We start from the raw sequence: 18,047 nt of genomic DNA, 5'->3' as shown, positions 1-18,047 counted from the left end.
GCCCAATGCAGCGGATTGTCGTCATGGGGCCGCCGGGTAGTGGTAAGTCCACCCTGGCGCGGCATTTGGGTACGCACCGCGGCTTGCCGGTCTTCCATCTGGACCAGGCCTACTGGCAGCCAAACTGGATGAGAACGCCGGAGGACATCTTTAGTGCCGAAGTGGAACGCATCGCGGCGCTGCCGGCTTGGGTCATCGACGGCAACTACCTCGGCACGATCAACCCCCGCCTCCGCGCGGCGGACACCCTGATCTACATTGACGCATCAATTCCGTTGTGCATGCTTCGCATTATCCGCCGCATCGTGTTCGGCTATGGGCGGATCCGCTCCGACGCAGCGCCCGGCTGCCCCGAACGGCTCGATCTGGCCTTCCTGCGCTTCGCCTGGAACTGGAACCGGAGGAGACGGGCCACGCACCTGGCGCTTGTCCAAGGCTTCGGCGGCCGGAAGCTTGTTTTTCAAGGTGGACGCGCGCTGCGACGGTTTTTGGAAAGCGATGTAAGGTCATCAAGCTAAGTCAGAATGCACGTTGCCAAGCTTCATAAGCGTTGCGACTGTTCGGGCCGGTTTTGCCGGCGCGGGATAGGGCTCCGGCGGGATATGGCTCCGCACAATACCGCCGGTTACTCGTTGCGGCAGTGCAGCGGCTTGGCGGGGTTCGGTAGGGCCGACCAGCCCCATGCCGCACCCCCTGTAGCTGCAACCTTCCAGCAACTGGTCTTGGTAAGCGAACTCGCCCGCCTTCAGTTTGCCTTAGCCGCCACCGCCCGCTAGGCCGCTCGCGAAGCGCGGCACTGAGAATATCTTATTGTCGCAGCCAGTTCCGGATCCGTTGATCGATATCTTTATGTAGTAGCCCGAAGCAGTGCCTGTGACGACCGCCGTTCTGTCCTCCCCGCCGACCTCCTGGCCGTTCATTTTGAACGCGCCATTCTTGGCGATGGTCCCATTCAGTCTGGCCATGTGCTTCATCTGGTCCCAGGCCGCGAAGCCCGACAATGAACCATTCGGCTGCAGCAGGATGTGCCAATCCAGGCTGGGGCAGGTGCCACTTGCCGGTGTGTGCAGAACGTAAAGCCCACTGTTCTGCTGCGCCATGGCTGGAGTCGCTGATACGACCGGCGCAAGAGCGACCAAGGTTGCTCCCAAAAGTGCCAATTTGGTTTTCACTAACGTGTTCCTCCCGCCTGAACAGCGCATCTGCTGCACATACCTTTTCTTCTTCGTCATCAAGCAAAACAGACAACGCTAAGCAAGAATGAAACCTGTCACGTCTGTGCGAGCCGGCGCGTCGCTTGAGCATCACTCGGCCAAGCATCCCTGACCAGAAACGCCGCCGGTCTGGACATCACCACGGTTCAGTCCAGACTGCCGCAATGGGCGGAACCGAGGTGACATGATGCGGCAAATGGTTATGGTAGGCTTCCTGCAGGCACAGAACTGCACCACGCTGGCCAGCGCGTGGCGCCATCCGGACGCGCGCAGCGACTTCACCTCCGCCGCCTACTACCAGAAGATCGGCCAGGTGCTGGAGGATGGCAAGTTTCACCTCGCCTTCTTCGACGACCGCTTGGCGATGCCCGACATCTACGGCGGCAATCCGGCCGAGGTGGTCGCCAACGGCATCCGTGTGGTGAAGATCGACCCGGTGGCGACCATGATGGCGATGGGCTTCGGCACGAAGCATCTGGGAGTCGGCTCGACCGCCTCCACCACCTATTACGAGCCGTTCGATGTCGCCCGCCGCTTCCAGACGGTGGACCACATGCTGGCCGGACGCGCGGCGTGGAACGTGGTGACTTCGGTGAACGACGGGGAGGCCCACAACATGGGCCGCGAGGTCCACATGGACCACGACCTGCGTTACGACCGCGCCGACGAATTCATGGAAATCGTCCTGAGCTGCTGGGACGGCTGGGAAGACGGCGCCATCGTCTGCGACAAGCAAAGCGGCCTGTTCGCCCACCCGGAGAAAGTGCACCGGCTGGAATACAAGGGAAAATTCCTCAACTCGTCGGGCACGTTCACCGTGCCCCGGTCGCCGCAGGGCCACCCGGTGGTGATCCAGGCCGGCGCCAGCGCGCGCGGCAAGACGTTCTCCGCGCGCTGGGCGGAAACCGTCTTCGTCGGCTACGCCAGCCTGGAAGAAGGCAAGCGGCAATACGCCGACCTGAAGACCGAGGTCGCCCGCCTCGGCCGCGACCCCGACCTGATGACCGTCAACACCATCGCCTATCCGGTCGTGGCCGAAACCCGGACCGAGGCCGAGGACAAGATGGCGCTGATCGATCATCTGTATAAGGAGGTCGACGGACTGGCGCTGCTGTCCGAGGCGATGAACTTCGACTTCAAGACCAAGGCGATGGATGAGGCGTTCACCACCGCGGAGCTGGAAGGCATGTCCGGCATGCAGGCGATGCGCGACCGGGTGGTGCGGCTGACCGGCCGCAACCCCACGGTGCGCGACTTCCTCGAGGTCACCCGCCGCGGCCGCCCGCGCGAGGCGATCGTCGGCAGCGGCCGCGACATCGCCGACCGGTTGGAGCTCTGGTTCACCGAACGCGCCTGCGACGGCTACGTCATCGCCGGCACCCATATGCCCGGCAGCTTCGAGGATTTCGTGCGCTTCGTTGTGCCGGAGCTGCAGCGGCGCGGCCTGTATCGGACAGAATACACCGGCGCGACGCTGCGGGAGAACCTGGGGCTGCCGATACCGCGGTTGGGCGGTGGCGCATCGCCAGCTAGCCGGCACCGGCCTGTCGAACATGTGCTGAAAGGCAATGGAGCGCCCAGGTCCGCGCTTGACAAGCCCGCCGCCCAAGGGACACCGCCGGGGGAAACCTGACAAGAGCGCCCATGGTGCAGCCGACCGGGCTGCCTTGCCGGCGATCTGGTTCGGCTCCTTTCAGGGCGCGACCGGCTTGAAGAACGTGTAGGTTGCGCTGTACGGAACGCGGATTTCGGCGCCCTGATGGCTGCCATCACAGCCGGTGGCGGGCGCGACGCCACCGACAGTACGGGTTCGCGCGATGTAGGCGACACTGGCGAAAAGACCGGCGCCATCATGCGCGGTCGCGCGCAGCACGAGCCAGGTAATTGCGCCGGGATCGGGGGAAGCACTGGCTATCAGCGGTGTGCCCACCACCTTGCTGCCGTCCGACGCCTGCCAGGTGGGACCGGCGAAATGACGTCCGACGACGTGGCCCGATGCATCAAGCAACGTTGCCTCGGGGGCCTTCAGCTTCCAGGCCGCGCCGCCCGAGGTGGCGGCGCCCAAGGTAACGGCGCAAGTGTAGATCTGCTCGCCCTTGCCAAGAAATTCCACCGCCGACCCCGCCGGCGAACCCGATGTCCCAGAGCCCGGGGTTCGAGAGCCGGGTGGTTCGGCGGCGTTGGCATCAAGCGGAAGCAAAACGGCGGCGAGGAGCAGTAGCCTGAGATGCCTGTTCATGAGTTCCCGTGGTCGGTTTGGCTCGATACGGCGCTGTACCAAGCGGCATGTATGTTGACCGGTCGGCGAGACGGCCTCAACCGTCATGCCGGCCGACCGGGCACGCGAGGCAGCGGCAGGTCCGCCATCCGCGCCTTTGCATCCGTTGAGAAGAACCGTGGATGCCGAACGCCACCCGCCACGACGGCAGACAACCGGCGGCCGGAACCTACGCCAGTTGGTGTCATCGGTCGACACGGCATCGATCAGAACCGGCAAGCCGCTTGGCGATCCACAAAGAATCTCGGCGTATTGCTTCGCGTCCATGATAGTAGGCATCGGACCGTATCGAGTCGGGTGCAATCGCATGAGCCACCGAGCCGCCCACGAAGTCCTTGCGTCTTGCCGCTGCTTCCCTGGACTGCGCCTGCTCGCCTGCCTCGTGCTGCTCTGCGCCGTCACGGCGTGCGGCAGCCACACTGCGCGGCAGGCCGCCCACTATAACCCGTCCCGCTACTATCCGCCGCCCGGTTCGGCGAGCGACCCCTGGGGTCCCTATATCCATGAAGCGTCGGGCCGGTTTGGCGTGCCGGAACTCTGGATCCGCCGGGTGATGCGGCAGGAATCCGGCGGCCAGGAGGATGTGATCTCCTGGGCCGGCGCCATGGGCCTGATGCAGGTGATGCCGGACACCTACAGCGGCCTGCGCGGGCGCTACAGCCTGGGCGACGACCCGTTCGATCCGCACAACAACATCCTCGCCGGCACCGCCTATCTGCGGGAGATGTACGACCACTACGGTGCGCCGGGGTTCCTGGCCGCCTACAACGCCGGACCCAATCGTCTGGACCGCTACCTGAACGATGGGATCCCCCTGCCCGAGGAGACAGTGAACTACGTCGCTTCGATCGCGCCCTTGCTCGGATCGGGTACGCCCATGTCGGGTCCGCTGGCGGTCTATGGCGCGCCGAACGGCAGCCTGCCGCTGCTGGCCGCGCGCCGCTCTCGCGGCGGCTGCGACCCCGACGCCGCGTATAATCCCGACGGGCCCTGCACGCCGGCGCAGCCCAGGATCCAGACGGCGGCCGCCATCGTCACCCCAACGCCGGCGGGGTGCGATCAGGATGCCGCCTATGATCCCACCCGCCCCTGCCAGCCGATCCAGTCCGTCCCCGCGCCCCCCCTTGCGGTGGCTGTCACGCCATCCCTCGCGCCGCCTGCTGACTGCGATCCGGATGCCGCGTACGACCCGACACGGCCGTGCCGGCCTGCCGCCATTGTCGCCCAACCTGTCATCGCCCCGCCTGTCGTCGCCCCGCCTGTCGTCGCCCCGCCTGTCGTCGCCCCACCTGTCGTCGCCCCACCTGTCGTCGCGGAAACCTTGCCGCCGCCGCTCCGCTCGCGGCTCGCGGACGGGCGCCGCGTGGACCGCGCCAGGCGTCCAATACAAGAAGCCAGCGCGCCTTTGCTCCGGTTCAGCCCTAGCACCCCGGTTGGCGTCTGGGCGATCCAGGTCGGCGCTTTCGCCAATCTGGCCACCGCGCAGGCCGCCGCCGAAAGAGCCAGGAAGGCTGTGCCAGACCTGCTGCGGATGGCCAAGACGGAATTGCCCGCCACCCGGCCCTTTGGCAGCCAGATCGCCTTCCGCGCCCGCCTCGCCGGCCTGACCCCGGCAATGGCCACGGACGCCTGCGCGCGCCTCAGCGGCCGGGGCATGCCCTGCATGACGGTCCCACCGGTGCGGACATCCTGATCGCCCACCGCCCGGCGCTGAACCGGATCAACCGCCGCGCCCCGGCGGCGTGTTGTCAACACGCCGGGCGGCATTCGATGGGTCGGTGAACTTCGAATCTGCCCCGCGTGGCCCGGCGATCTCGGGATCGCCCAGCATTTCCCCAACATAGATTTCGCGCGTCGTGACCAGCGCCACGACCGCGATCGGCGTCCCAAGGATCACGCCCAGCGGACCGAACAGGGCGCCGAGGATGGTCATCGCCAGGACGGTCAATGCCGGCGGCATATTAACCGTCCGACGCTGCACGATCGGCGCCAGGATGTAGCCCTCGATCACGTGGCAGCAGAGAAAAACAACGAGCGTCCAAAGCGCCGTCTGCCAGCTTACGGTCATCGCAACCAGCGCCGCCGGAATCGACGCGGCGATCGCGCCCAGGTAAGGAATGAACGTGAGCAGCCCGGCCAACGCCCCTAATGCAATCGGCAGCGGCACGCCGAGCAGGCTGAGCCCGACCGAGGAGAGCACGCCGACCACTGCCATATCAATGAGTTGTCCCAGCGACCACCATTGCAGCGTGCGCCCAAGATCAATCAATACCCGGTTGGCCTGGTCGCGATGCCGCAGCGGAAACAGCCTCACGGCACCGTTGACGTAGAGCGCGGGGGAAACCGCAAGATAAAGCGCGGTCACAATCACCACGAACGCCCGCGCCAGGCCACTGAATGTCGTCGCAGCGACGTCGGTCGCATAGCCGGCAACATGGTTGCCAACGCTGCTGATGCCCTGCTGGAGATGATCGAGGACCAGATGGCCCCATCGCGTGCCATCATAGGAATGGCGCAGATCCGCGATGATTTGCGACAACTGTCCCCACAGATCCTGCACCTGATCCACCACGCGCGGAGCAAGATAGAAAAGGAACGCCAGCAGCAGCACGACGAACAGAAGACTTACGGCCGCCAACATCAGCAGAGGCGGGGCGCCGGTGCGGCGTGCCACCCCATCGCTGACCCCGCGTAGCATCACCGCCAGCATCACCGCCGTGAAAATCGTGAGCAGGAGACCAGCCAGCGCCCAGGTCGCCAACACGATGAACGCCGCAATGGCGATGGCGCGGAGTGTCCGGACAAGCCGGTCCGCGGCATACTCAGGCTGAGAGATCATCTGTCGCATTGCCTTTTAGACCGATAACATCGCCCGGATGAGTTGGTTCGATGGATCGATCTGCTCGACCCGCCGGTCTGCGTCAGCCGAGTCGCGACGATGGCGTTCAGCAGCGGCCGGAGCGATGTAGAAGCACGGGTGGCGCGACGCGGGCATAGCCGGCAGCGGCCGCCGCCTTCGCGTTCGGCCGGCACTTGCAGCGCGACCGATTGTCGAAGCCAGAACGGCTGATCGCCTCGATCAGCCGCTTGTTCGTTGGCTCGCTCAAGCGAGCGAATGAATGGTCGAGGAACCGGGCATGACCATCATGCCAGTGCCGTCGTACGGCTTATCCGCCGCGCCGCCGTATGCGGCGCGGAACATGCTCAGGCCGCATCGTCGGACGCCACATCAGCTCCGAGACCACGCATTCCGCGCCTGGCGGGACGGCTCCGAGCCGATGACCATCCCGGCATTCGGGACACAGGAGATGGTCATCGCGGGTCGACGCGCGGAACTAGCTGCGGTAGTCCGGCTTGCCGTCCTCGATCAGCCGCAGCGCGGCGTCCCACACCATGCTGTAGTGGGTGTCGTTCTCGTGCTTGGCGAACTGCTCCGCCGTGTGCACCCGCACCGCTTCCGGCGGCAGGATCAGCTCGCGTCCGCCGGACAGCGCATCCACCTGCGCGGCGCAGGCCCGCTCCAGCATGTAGATGTTGAGGAACGCCTCGGCGATCGAGGTGCCACCCACCAGCAGCCCGTGGTTGCGCAGGATCATCGCCTTGTGCTGCCCGAGGTCGGCGACCAGCCGCTCCCGCTCATCCAGGTCCAGGGCAATGCCTTCATAGCCGTGATAGGCGATGCGGCCGTAGAACTTCATCGCATGCTGGGAAAGCGGCAGCAGCCCGTCCTTCTGCGCCGACACCGCGATCCCGGCTGGCGTATGGGTGTGGGCGACGCAGATCAGGTCCTCCCGCGCCATGTGGATGGCGGAGTGGATGGTGAAGCCGGCGGCATTGACCTGGCGGCTGCTGACATCGCCCGCCTCGACCACGTTGCCATCCAGGTCGATTTTTACCAGGTCGGAGGCACGCATGTGCTGGAAATGCACGCCGTACTTGTTGATCAGGAAGTGGTGCTGCGGTCCCGGCACGCGGGCGCTGATGTGGGTGTAGATGAAATCGGTCCAGCGATGATGCGCGATCAGCCGGTACAGCGCGGCCAGGTCGCAGCGGATCTGCCATTCGGCGTCGGATACGCCGGCGAGCGAAGCGGGCGAGGTGGCGATGTTCATGCTCAGGGTTCCCATGGAGGAGATGCCGCAGGGTTCACTTTGATGCGTCTGCCGTCAAGGCTTGAGGTAGGGAGTGCAATCCTTACTCACAGGCGAGTCGTATGAAGTCCGGCCACGCCGGGATGTCGAGAAGGTGGCGGTCGCTCAGGCCCTGTTACCTTCAATGGTGCTGGGGACCGCCGTCTCAAAAGACTGGTGGACAGCTTGGACTGACGCGACCACATTCGACAACACGGAAACGACGAGTTCGCCTGTCTATACATGAAGGTCTCTGGGGCCTCGTACGATGACTGACTGTGGACGGACTTTCTGCATTGGGACGTGTGCCGATACCCCGCCAATCTTACTTGGACGCGTGCCAGTCCCTCGGGTTTGTTTACGGCCGCAGGCGATGGCGCAGCCACGACGGCCAACGCCTTTATGAGTGGGATGATCTGCATGGGGAAATTGAAGTCTATAATCGACGAGGTAAGCACCTCGGGGTTCTCGACCCGGTCGGCAACATGATCTCGGATGCAGTTCCGGGGAGGACCATAGATGTCTAATTCACTGAAACAGCCAACCTTTATGGACCTGTATAGTGGCGGCTACTTGATGGCGGATGAAATCGACGATTTTATTGACCGTTGGCACGAGGAGGCCAAAGTCGTCGAAACCGATTCCATACCGATAAACGAATTCCTTGGAATGACTCGAGACGAATACGAGGCTTGGGTTCACGATGCGTCTGTTCTACCGCATATCGTGCGGGCGCGAATGAGCCATGCGTCCTTGGATGCGGTAATGCACGAACACGTCGACAACATGCTGCTGGCAGCACGCGCGGACAACCAAACGGCCATTAAGGCACTGGGGAAATGGCTAGAGCGGCGCAGAACAGCCTGACGCACCCGCCCGAAGTCAATCTTGCACGCCGCGTTCTCGTGAGGTTTGAGCTGACGGCGCCCGTAGACGTAATCACACTAGCCCGGAACTACGCCGAGGTCTCGATCGAACGCCTTCCTATCGACGCTGACGGCGTCTGCTATGATTTAAAAAAATCGGGCGTTCGGCCAAAAATCGTCCTGAACAAGCTGCGTCCACCAACGAGGCTCCGCTTCACCGCTGCCCACGAACTTGGGCACGTGCTCATCCCGTGGCATACTGGGATCATGGTGGATGACACCTCAACGCAAAGCCCAGGTTTAATACCACATTACCAGATGGAGGAGGAGGCCAACCGGTTCGCATCGGAGCTTCTACTCCCGAGCGACTGGCTGTCGAGCGAAGTCAAACGTTGGGGCAATCCAATCGAACTGGTCGCGCACGCTGCTTCCCTCGCAATAGTGTCGCCTGCGGCCACGGTGATGAAGCTAGTGACGCTGCTTGATCCCGGACACCTATACGCGCAGGTTGATAAGGACGGCATCATTGTCGTCTCCGGGCGCTCCCCCGGCACAGTTGCTTCGGGTCTGCACTGGGGTATGCCGGTGGACGCCGAGGCCCAGTTTACTGTCTGCGAGGAACGCTGGATGGGGCAAATCGGCGGAGCAAATTACTGCTGGTGGAAGCTGCCAAGCAGATCCGCTGTTCCTGCGCCTCAAGGAACCGCTGTTCCTGCACCTCGAGACAGCCGTGAATGGCGCGCAATCCTTAACGAAATCTTACTCGATGTCGCGGACGACGGTCTGGCGCGCCAGCACGCCAAACAATCGATCAACGGTGTCATCGGCGCGATGAATGGTCGCTCGTCATCTCAGTCCATCGAGCAACTTTACGCCGCGCTTCTCCAGCGGTTCGAGGTGAGACGGCAAGAAAACGTGCTCTATGAACGCGTTTTCCTGCATCCCAAATTCGCGGACTTCCTCTCGCAGCGGGTCATAGCACTGAAGTCGTGACTCGCGTCCATGTCCGCTCACCAGCCGAGCAGTCTGTCCGAAACGACTGATTCTGCTCTCGGAAGCGGGCTGTGGTGGTGCCAAGAAGCCAGCAAGGCTTGTCTGGCAACTCGTCAAAATCACCGTGCCGAACCTAGGGCGGGATCGCGCCGCCAAGCTCGCTCAGGATCGGCAACAGATAATCCGCGAAAAGCCGCGGATTTTCCGCAAACGGAAAATGTCCGATCCCCGCCATCGCCTGGAACCGCGCGCCGGGGATCTTCGCCGCCGTCGCCTGCGACGCTTCCACCGTGCATGAATAGTCATACTCCCCCGTCAGCATGAACAGCCGGCAGCGGCTGGTATCGATCTTTCCCACCTTGTCGCGTGCATCCCAGTCGCCCGAATAGAACGCAATATCGCCGAAGAACACGCCCGGCCCACCTTGGCCATAGTGCCAGGCAATCGCTTCCTGGTATTCCGCCGGGCTTTGCGGGGCGCTCAGCGCACGGATCCATTCCGGCACGAACAGCGACGGGTTGACCGCCGGATGCGCCGCCCAGGAAGTCTGCCGGCGCTCGATCTTCTCGCACGCCTCGCACGCGATGATGCCGCCGAACGCGTCGGGATGACGGTAGGCGAGCTCCAGGCAGATCTCGCCCGACATCGAGGCGCCCAATGCGATCGGCCGCTCCAGTCCGGCGGCGGCGACAAACCCCATGATCAGGTCGACATACAGATCGGTATTCAACCGCCACGATCCTGGAATCGCACCTTCGGGCGGCGGCGACTTGCCATGCCAGGGCAGGTCGAACGCCACCAGCCGATGACCCTGCGTGATCCGTGGATCAGCCATCAACCCATGAAACTGGCGTCCGTCCGCACCGGCGGTGTGCATGCACAGGATATCCCGTCCGGCACCGGCGACCTCGTAATAGATCTGATAGGTGTCGCCGCGCACGGTGACCGGCACGTAGCGACCTTCAATCCGCGGCATCGCCCGCGCGCCCCCGCGCGGCGCCAGGCTCACCGGCACCGGCGCCCGGTTGCCCAGCGCCAGCCATTTGCCGACTTCCAGCACCCGTCGCGCGACATGCGCGTGCTGCATGAAGACAAGCTGATCGCCCCGGATGGAGAACTCCGGCACCCGGTAGTGCATGGCGAAAAGACCATGATGGTGGCGTGGCGGAATTGGCTGCAGGAATTTGCGCCAGACCATATCGGGCGCGGCCAGGGTGAAAGCCGGCGAGCCGCCCTCCGGCTGGATCTTGCCATCGATCAGGTTGAACACAGTGGTATCCGCACCGTGGGCGACGGCGAAGCTGACGGACCACGGGCCGGTCCAGGCGGCCAACGTGGCATCACCGGCACAGGCCGCGCGCCAGGATGCGGCCTCCGGAAAGCCGCTCATTGCGGGTCGATCACCTTCAGCACCACGGGATGGTACTGATCGCCGAACCCGGCCGCCTCCGCCTGCTTCAGGCGCGCCATGGTCAGCTTCGCCGCCGCCATGTCCAGGCCGGATGCCGCGGCCATCTCCAGCGCATAGGACAGGTCCTTCATCGCGTAGCGGGTGGAGAACGCCCGCTCGGGGAAAACCTCCGGCAGCATCGCCTTCATGCCGTGGTTGCGCAGCACGAAGCTGTCGCCGGACCCCATAGCCATGGTCGGCAGCAGCACGTCGGCGGCCACGCCGTTGCGCCGGCCGATCGCGATCGCCTCGGCCAGCGCGCCGCAATGCTGGAACACCAGCATGTTGTTGAGGATCTTGACCACCTGGCCGCAGCCCACCGGCCCGCAATGGGTGACATCCGTGCCCATCGTCTCCAGGATCGGCCGGAGCCGGACGAACGTGTCCTCGGTCGCGCCGACCATGATGCTGAGTTCGCCCCGCGCGGCGGCATCCCGCGTCCGCGCCACCGGCGCATCGGCATACGCGATGCCCTTCGCCGCCAGCCGAACTCCGATCTGCCGGGTGAGCTCGACCGAGGACGTGCTGGTGTCCACGATGCCTTGGCCGGGGCGCAGCTCCGGCTCAAGCTGCGTCACCACGGCGTCGACGGCTTTGCCATCCGGCAGCGAAAGCAGAATCACATCACAGCGCTCGGCGATCTGCTGCACGGACGCGGCCTGCACGCCATGTTCGGCCAGCCGCCGCACCGGTTCGTCGCGCAGGTCATGCGCCAGGACGGTCAGACCGGACCGGCGTGCCAGGTGGCCGCACATCGGCTCACCCATCACGCCGAGACCAATGAAGCCAATGCTGGCGATTGCCCGTGCTGTCGCAGGCGAAGCGGTCATGCTGTATCCTTTCCCGATGGCGGTTGATCCGACGTGCCGCCGCCGCCGCGCACAATGGCGCCGTCGCGCAGGCTGGTAAACCAAGCCCGCGATTGGTGACCACATACCACGCCGAGGAAAATTCCAGCGTGGCAAGCTTCCCGGCCTCGACCGCCACCAATGGAGTTATGCTTGATCACGAGCGTGCAAGCCGGGTATCCATCCCCTGCCACCGCGGATCAAGATCATGGACGGAACCGCACCGGTCATAACCAGATCGGCCTCGGTGGCGGTGTCACCAATGCCCGGGGGTTTGATGGATGACCTGAGTGATCGCGATCTGGCAAATTCCTTTGAGAGCCTGGGCGGCAGCGGCCACGGCGACGAATTCGGGCTTCTGCAGAAACATCTGGGCCATGACGCGCAAGGATTGTTGCGCGACGCCGACCTCGATCATGATCTGCTGATCAAGGCACTGGAAAGCCGTTTCGACGGCGTCGGGTCGGTGGAAAACACCATCATCTTCCAACCCGGGCATAGCGACGAATGGTGGACCAAGGACAGACGTTACTGGATGGCCATGAGGTCGTTTGTCAAGGCGGCCGATACCAGCCTGGACGACGTGACCGATCAGCTCCTCGATCGAATTCGGTCGCTTCGTCATAAACTCATCGAGGACCTCGAAGCCGGCGAGAAGATCTTCGTCTTCAAGACCAATTTCCGCAACCTTGCCGACGCCGATCTGTTTCGGCTGCACACCGCCATCCAAGGATATGGCAACTCGACATTGTTGTATGTCAGACATGCCGACGAAGCCCATCCGGCCGGCATGGTCGAGGTCAGGCAGCCGGGTCTTCTGGTCGGCTATATCGCGCATTTCTCATTCTCGACAAATGACGATCTGCTCGGCCCGGTCAACGCGGCCCCGGTCAACGCGGCGTGGTCGGCGCTTTGCCGGCGGGCGCACGACCTGCGCGGCAACCCATCGCTCCGGTCGCGGTTACCATCCGCCAGCCCGGCGGCCAGCCAAGGCCACACCGGCAAGACCCGGCGACGCATCGTGCTGATCGGCAACTGCCAGATCGATGCCATGGCAAAGCTGTACCGGCAATTCGTCGCCGCCCGCACCGGCGACACGCTGGAGGTCATTCCATCCTATCAGGACCTGACGCCCGCCGGGCAGCTTGCCATCGAACAGGCCGACGTCGTCGTCGAGCAACTGCTCGACCTGCGGCCGCGCGCTGACACCACGGACCTGGGCGGTGGCAGGCCGCGCCTGCTCGTTCCCATGGTCACCGCGGCATTCCTGTGGCCGTTTGCCGGCCAGCAGCACCCCAGGAACACGCCGCCGTCGTTCATGACGACCGGACCATATGGCGGGGAAGCCGGCGATTCCTACCTGAATCGCATGATCGCCGCCAACGTTCCAGCCGAACAGGCGGTCGAGACCTACGCCAGCCTGGACGTCAGGACCCGCGTCAATCTGGACCGCCTGTACGAGTTGGTCATGGACAGGCAGCGTTCCCGCGATGAGACCACCGGCTACCAGATCGCCGGCGTCATCGAACGGTATTTTCGTCAGGAACAAACCTTTCTCAGTCCGTATCATCCGAATGTCCGCATAGCCGTGACGCTGGCGGCACAATTCTTCGAGCAACTGGGCGCGGAACGTGACGACATCGAGCGGATGCGGATCGGCACGCGTGCGACCCCATTCCCGAAAGACGAATTGCCCATACATCCCGGCGTCGGCCGACATTTCGGCCTGAGCTTCGCCAGCGCGGACCAGAAATATCGTTTCATGAACGAAGGATCTTTCACGTTCCGCGAGTACGCGCTGCGCTACATGCGTTACGAGTGGAACGATGCGCTGGAAGAGGGCCTGAGCCTGCTCCGCGCCGGACGCCACGAACAGGCTCGCCCATGTCTCGACGCCGCGCTGCTGCGCAGCCCACGGTCAGCCGCCGCGCATGATGCGCTGAGCCATGTCTTGAGCCAGCAGGGCGCGCATGACCAGGCTTTCGCGGCGGTGCGACGTGCCATTGAACTTAAACCGGATTTCGCCCCCTACCATGCCCATCTGGGCAACCTGCTGCGCAATGCCGGGCACCTGCGGGAGGCGGAGGCGGCGTTGCGCTCCGCCGTCGCCGCCGACCCGACGGAACCCCACTTCCATATCCTTCTGGCGCATCTGATCCGGCAACTTGGCCAGGTCGACGAAGCCTGCGAGGTAATCCGTCAGGCAATCCGTCAGGAGCCTTTTTCCGCGCGGTTGCAGGCGCAACTGGCCGACGGCCTGGAAGCGAAAGGCGACCTGCCCGGAGCCATCACGGCGCTTCAGGCGGCGGCCACGCTCGATCCGGACACCGCCGCCACATATCACAGGCTGACCCAGATACTGGGCAGGCTGAACCGTTTCCAGGAAGCCGTGGACGCGGCTCGTCAAGCCATGGCGCTGGACCTCGATGCGGCTCGGTTCCACATCACGCTCAGTGACTTCCTGCTGCGGCAGGACAGGCCACGGCAGGCGTTGACGGAAGCCTATGCGGCCACGGCCAGCGGACCCCCCAACGCCCGCGCCTACGGACATCTGGGCCATGTTCTTCGGCAAGCCGGAGACCCCGCGGCCGCCGAACTTGCCTTCCGGCACGCAGCCGACCTTGAACCCGATAGTGCGCACATCCAACACGAGTTCAGCGTCCTGTTCAACCAGCAGCAGCGCTTCGCGGACGCCATCGCGGCGGCCCGAAAAGCCACGCAACTGGAGCCGCGCAATCCACATCGTTTCGTCCATCTGGCCAGCTTGCTCATGCATCGCAATGATCTTGCAGGTGCCGAGGCCGAGCAGCGCCGAGCAGTCGGCTTGTCGCCTGAAACCGAGGGGTTTCGGATTTTCCTGGGCGACCTCGTCGCCCGGCAGGGCCGATTGCAGGAGGCCCTCGCCGATGCCCGAGCCGTCGTGAAAGACCATCCAGACAGTGCCCCGGCACTGGGTCACCTCGCGCATCTGACGCATTTGACTGGCGACCCTGGGCAGTCCGAACTTCTGGTCCGGCGCGCAATTGAAATGAAACCGGACGACAAAAGCCTGCACCGTCAACTTGCATCCCCTGCAAGCGCCTGAACGCGTCAATCTCCTCGACGGCTGAAAAGTCCCTGCTCAACATGTCCGGCTGAATCCCGTGCAATGTGAGGGAAAGAAAGGCTTTATAATGCCCCAGAAACCCAACCGGACCACGCGGATCGAGGCAAGAATAGCCCCGGAAGCATTGTCCATTATCAAACGCGCCGCCCAGTTACAAGGTCGCAGCGTCAGTGATTTCGTTGTGGCTGCCGCCCAGGACGCGGCGCAAGGAGCGATCGAGGAGATGCATATCATCCGCCTTGCGGCGGACGACCAGCGCCGCTTTGTTGATTTGCTCCTCAATCCGCCGTCATTGGCCCCTGCGATGGAACGCGCCCGCGAAGCCCATGCGCGGTTGATCCGGGACTAACCGTGCCGAAACTGCATCATGGCAACTTTCTATACGTCACTCAACTCCATACGGCAGGTTCTGACATCAGGCTCGCCCCCCACATCAATATGTGGATACATGGCGGCATGACAGACAAAGCCTCCATGCCACCCGAACAGGTGGTGATTACACACGCTGGATTGGCGGACGGCTCGCTTCTGGCGGACATCCGCACCCGCCTGCCTCCCGGCATGGTGGTCCGCAGCGACGCGGAGATCGCTGCGTCCCTGCAACAGACCCTCGCTGCGCATGATCCGGCCGCGGACGTCTGGGTGTTCGGCTATGGCTCGCTGATGTGGAATCCCGCGTTCGCCTATGCCGAGCGTCGGGTTGGCGTCATCCGTGGCTGGCATCGCCGCTTTTGCTTGTGGCTCGAGATGGGAAGGGGCAGCCCGACCAATCCCGGCCTGATGCTGGCGCTTGATCGTGGCGGAACCTGCCGGGGCGTCGCATTCCGCATTCCGGCGCGGGAGGTCCGATCGGAGTTGCTAATCATATGGCGGCGCGAGATGTTCGGGACCGCCTATCTAGCGCGCTGGGTCAACGTTCATACCGCCCACGCAAGCTTTCAGGCAATCACATTCGTGGTCAACCGCTCTCATGCGCGCTACGCGGGTAGACTAAGCGACGCCGAAGCCGCAATACGCATTGCCTCCGCCGCCGGCACGCTCGGCACCTGCGCATCCTACCTTCAGAACACCCTGGATCACCTGGCGTCGCTCGGCATCCGCGATGCCGGGTTGCAGCGCATCGTGGCCGAGGCCGCGAAAGTTTGATGGTTTCACCGGGTTTAGCGCGGTTTTCAATCACGTTGCACCAATTCGTCATGGCCGGGCGACCGAGCACGCGAGGGGAGCGTTGTCGGGGTCCGGGGAGCAACGAACGGATAACCTACGCAAGGACCGAGATCGCTCCCGCGGCCGAGTTTGGTGGTTAAGAGACGATCCGCTTTCGGCGGCTCACCAGCGTAAGCGGACCTTCGCTCATTCAGCGCCGGTCGGCTGCTCAGCGCCCCTTCTCAGCCACCGCGCCGCCGCATCGGCGGAGTCGTTTGGGGAGGTGTTGAACGCGATCGGCGTCTTCGGCGCGCCGCGGTGGACGGCATTGATGACCCGTTCGAATAACGCCAGGGCCCGTGATGGGACGCGGATGCCGCCGCCGATAACGATGCAGTCCCAGTGCTCGGCAAGCGACGCAGCGATCGTCGCCTCGGCACTGTCGTCGGTCAGGATCGAGCAGAAGGCTGCCTCCCAGCCGCGCGCCTTCATATCCGACAGGGTCGCGTCGATCCCAGCCGCGATCTTCTCCGACGTGGTTCCCGGCGGCAAATCAGGATCGGAGAAGTCAACTGCCTCGGGCTTGATGCCGATCAGAAGGACGCGCGTCATGCTGTTCGCTCCTCTATGCCGTCGTGACGGCTTGGTTCCTACCCGCCGTGACAACAGGCGGAATTGTGACACGTGATGACCGCATAAGCCTCAAGGCGGACATGAGCAATCCTGACCGGAAATCTCCGCTTGGGTTTATGAACGAGCCGGCCCTTGCATGGCTTTTGCGTTCCATCGCGCTCCAGGCCCCTTGTCCCGGCCATCCGCCCCCCCTTAAGTGCAAATCAAGGCAATGCGAGTGAATGCCACGCCCAGGCGCCGGTCATCCTGCCCTCCGGCAACCAGAACCGGACTGGCCGCGTAGGGATGATCCAGGATGATCGCGACCTCTGTCCGGCCGGCGATCAGGTGCCCTGGCACCAGACATCCCACCTCGCCACGCGCCAGCGGATCGAAGCTGTGCACCAATGTCCCGCCGATCACGACATCCAGACGCTGCCGAGGCAGCAGCGGGGGACTGACGAAGGGCATGACATCCATCTCCAGCCAATACGTGTCCGCATCGGCAGGGTTCTCGATGGTCAGCAGGCTGCGTTCGCCGATCGACCACGTATAACCCGCTTCCGGTCCGGACCAGCCATAGCCAAGATGGCATGCGGCGTTGCCCTCCTGCCCGAACGTCAGTTCCGTCCGCGCAAGCTGTCCGGCGGCGAAATCGCCTAGTGCCACGCCGCCCGCCTGGGCACGCCGCCACAGGCCATGGGCGTTGCGCAACATCGCCAACCATGACTCCATGTCGAGGTCCGGCACATCGTCCCGGTCAGCCAGGCGGCGAACGTAACCAACCAGCAGCCGCTCGTCCGCAACGTCAACCGTTCCAGGAGGATGCCCCGGCCGCGCCTCCTGCACCCATAGAAGAACACTGGGGCCATAGACCGACAACGCGATCCGTAGATCGACCAGATCAGCGGCCGACAGCGGCTCGTTCTGCCGGAACACCAGGATCTTCGACGGCGCTTCCAGGTCGCCCACCAACTTGCCGGCCAGGAAGCCGATGGTACGGCATTGCTGACGGTGCAGCGCCACCGGTTCCATGGCGCCGATTTGCACGTGCGTGTGGTGGGTAAAGTCATACTTGGTCAGCTTGACCATGTACTCACCGTTTTCCGGCTGCAAGCGGACGTGGTGAGGTTCGGCAATGCCGGCGAACCGGGCGTGCAAAGCCCGCAGCAGATGACGCAGCGGCGCGCCGGCGAAACGCAGCAGCCCCAAAGGTTCCACACCCACCCGGCGCTGCACCAGACCGAGTTCGCAATTGTCGCCGATACTCTCGAACTGGAGCAGGAGTTCACCATCGTCCAGCGCGTGATCGAGGCTCGGTTGAAGGTCCATTCGGCGGATGTTTCCCTGTGCGGGTTCAGCGGACAGGGGTCGTATAGGTCGCTGGCGCGGCACCGCTCAACC

Annotated in this window: 17 protein-coding genes; 9 read left to right on the top strand and 8 right to left on the bottom strand. The window is 64.0% G+C overall.

Features of this window, described 5'->3' with window-relative positions; genetic code table 11:
* The first annotated feature begins 5 nt into the window (after window positions 1-5).
* Window positions 6-518, top strand: a complete 513-nt coding sequence (locus ACQY4S_RS01375) for a hypothetical protein (protein WP_428483380.1) — start codon at window positions 6-8, stop codon at window positions 516-518.
* Between the two features lie 237 nt (window positions 519-755).
* Here the strand turns inward: ACQY4S_RS01375 and ACQY4S_RS01370 are convergent, their stop codons facing one another.
* Entirely contained in the window at window positions 756-1,232 is a 477-nt protein-coding gene (locus ACQY4S_RS01370; RefSeq protein WP_428483379.1) for a hypothetical protein, read from the bottom strand.
* Window positions 1,233-1,416: 184 nt separating this feature from the next.
* On the opposite strand from ACQY4S_RS01370, the gene ACQY4S_RS01365 reads away from it, so the two are divergent.
* A complete protein-coding gene (locus ACQY4S_RS01365; protein WP_428483378.1) occupies window positions 1,417-2,847 on the top strand; it encodes an NtaA/DmoA family FMN-dependent monooxygenase in 1,431 nt (476 codons plus the stop codon).
* A 60-nt stretch (window positions 2,848-2,907) separates the two neighbouring features.
* On the opposite strand, the gene ACQY4S_RS01360 is transcribed toward ACQY4S_RS01365, so the two are convergent.
* A complete protein-coding gene (locus ACQY4S_RS01360; protein WP_428483377.1) occupies window positions 2,908-3,453 on the bottom strand; it encodes a DUF3455 domain-containing protein in 546 nt (181 codons plus the stop codon).
* A 346-nt stretch (window positions 3,454-3,799) separates the two neighbouring features.
* On the opposite strand from ACQY4S_RS01360, the gene ACQY4S_RS01355 reads away from it, so the two are divergent.
* Complete coding sequence (locus ACQY4S_RS01355; RefSeq protein ID WP_428483376.1) at window positions 3,800-5,185, top strand: lytic transglycosylase domain-containing protein; 1,386 nt, start codon at window positions 3,800-3,802, stop codon at window positions 5,183-5,185.
* Window positions 5,186-5,212: 27 nt separating this feature from the next.
* Here ACQY4S_RS01355 and ACQY4S_RS01350 read toward each other — a convergent pair whose 3' ends face one another.
* Window positions 5,213-6,331 (bottom strand): AI-2E family transporter, encoded by a 1,119-nt coding sequence (locus tag ACQY4S_RS01350; protein ID WP_428483375.1) that lies wholly within the window; start codon window positions 6,329-6,331, stop codon window positions 5,213-5,215.
* Between the two features lie 496 nt (window positions 6,332-6,827).
* Complete coding sequence (locus ACQY4S_RS01345) at window positions 6,828-7,604, bottom strand: class II aldolase/adducin family protein (protein ID WP_428483374.1); 777 nt, start codon at window positions 7,602-7,604, stop codon at window positions 6,828-6,830.
* 296 nt (window positions 7,605-7,900) lie between these two features.
* Between ACQY4S_RS01345 and ACQY4S_RS01340 the strand changes: the two genes are divergently transcribed.
* Genes ACQY4S_RS01340 through ACQY4S_RS01330 form a run of 3 tightly spaced genes read left to right on the top strand, consistent with a single transcriptional unit; the run spans window position 7,901 to window position 9,481 of the window.
* On the top strand, window positions 7,901-8,149 hold the full coding sequence (locus tag ACQY4S_RS01340; RefSeq protein WP_428483373.1) for a colicin E3/pyocin S6 family cytotoxin: 249 nt from the start codon (window positions 7,901-7,903) through the stop codon (window positions 8,147-8,149).
* Window positions 8,142-8,489, top strand: a complete 348-nt coding sequence (locus tag ACQY4S_RS01335; RefSeq protein ID WP_428483372.1) for a hypothetical protein — start codon at window positions 8,142-8,144, stop codon at window positions 8,487-8,489. Before ACQY4S_RS01340 ends, ACQY4S_RS01335 begins: the two co-directional genes overlap by 8 nt.
* A complete protein-coding gene (locus ACQY4S_RS01330) occupies window positions 8,462-9,481 on the top strand; it encodes an ImmA/IrrE family metallo-endopeptidase (RefSeq protein WP_428483371.1) in 1,020 nt (339 codons plus the stop codon). Before ACQY4S_RS01335 ends, ACQY4S_RS01330 begins: the two co-directional genes overlap by 28 nt.
* Window positions 9,482-9,614: 133 nt before the next feature.
* Here ACQY4S_RS01330 and ACQY4S_RS01325 read toward each other — a convergent pair whose 3' ends face one another.
* Both ACQY4S_RS01325 and ACQY4S_RS01320 read right to left on the bottom strand, forming a co-directional pair.
* The gene (locus ACQY4S_RS01325; RefSeq protein WP_428483370.1) at window positions 9,615-10,871 is read right to left on the bottom strand and encodes an alpha/beta fold hydrolase; all 1,257 of its coding nucleotides are present in this window, start codon (window positions 10,869-10,871) and stop codon (window positions 9,615-9,617) included.
* Window positions 10,868-11,761, bottom strand: coding sequence for an NAD(P)-dependent oxidoreductase (locus tag ACQY4S_RS01320; RefSeq protein WP_428483369.1), 894 nt, complete (start codon window positions 11,759-11,761; stop codon window positions 10,868-10,870). The genes ACQY4S_RS01325 and ACQY4S_RS01320 overlap by 4 nt, the downstream gene beginning before the upstream one ends.
* Before the next feature lie 295 nt (window positions 11,762-12,056).
* On the opposite strand from ACQY4S_RS01320, the gene ACQY4S_RS01315 reads away from it, so the two are divergent.
* The 3 genes from ACQY4S_RS01315 (at window position 12,057) to ACQY4S_RS01305 (ending at window position 16,031) form a co-directional block, all read left to right on the top strand.
* A complete protein-coding gene (locus ACQY4S_RS01315; RefSeq protein WP_428483368.1) occupies window positions 12,057-14,864 on the top strand; it encodes a WcbI family polysaccharide biosynthesis putative acetyltransferase in 2,808 nt (935 codons plus the stop codon).
* Window positions 14,865-14,952: 88 nt separating this feature from the next.
* A complete protein-coding gene (locus ACQY4S_RS01310; RefSeq protein WP_428483366.1) occupies window positions 14,953-15,234 on the top strand; it encodes a DUF1778 domain-containing protein in 282 nt (93 codons plus the stop codon).
* Between the two features lie 107 nt (window positions 15,235-15,341).
* Complete coding sequence (locus tag ACQY4S_RS01305; RefSeq protein WP_428483365.1) at window positions 15,342-16,031, top strand: gamma-glutamylcyclotransferase; 690 nt, start codon at window positions 15,342-15,344, stop codon at window positions 16,029-16,031.
* Between the two features lie 207 nt (window positions 16,032-16,238).
* On the opposite strand, the gene ACQY4S_RS01300 is transcribed toward ACQY4S_RS01305, so the two are convergent.
* The gene (locus ACQY4S_RS01300; protein ID WP_428483363.1) at window positions 16,239-16,643 is read right to left on the bottom strand and encodes a hypothetical protein; all 405 of its coding nucleotides are present in this window, start codon (window positions 16,641-16,643) and stop codon (window positions 16,239-16,241) included.
* Window positions 16,644-16,856: 213 nt separating this feature from the next.
* Window positions 16,857-17,975 carry a hypothetical protein gene (locus tag ACQY4S_RS01295; protein ID WP_428483362.1) on the bottom strand — a complete coding sequence of 373 codons (1,119 nt, stop codon included), beginning with the start codon at window positions 17,973-17,975 and terminating at the stop codon, window positions 16,857-16,859.
* Window positions 17,976-18,047 lie beyond the last annotated feature (72 nt).

The organism is Rhodopila sp., assembly GCF_965276935.1.
Taxonomy (GTDB): Bacteria; Pseudomonadota; Alphaproteobacteria; order Acetobacterales; family Acetobacteraceae; genus Rhodopila.
Note: the sequence above shows the minus strand (reverse complement) of the source record. Positions and strands in the feature narration are given on the sequence as shown.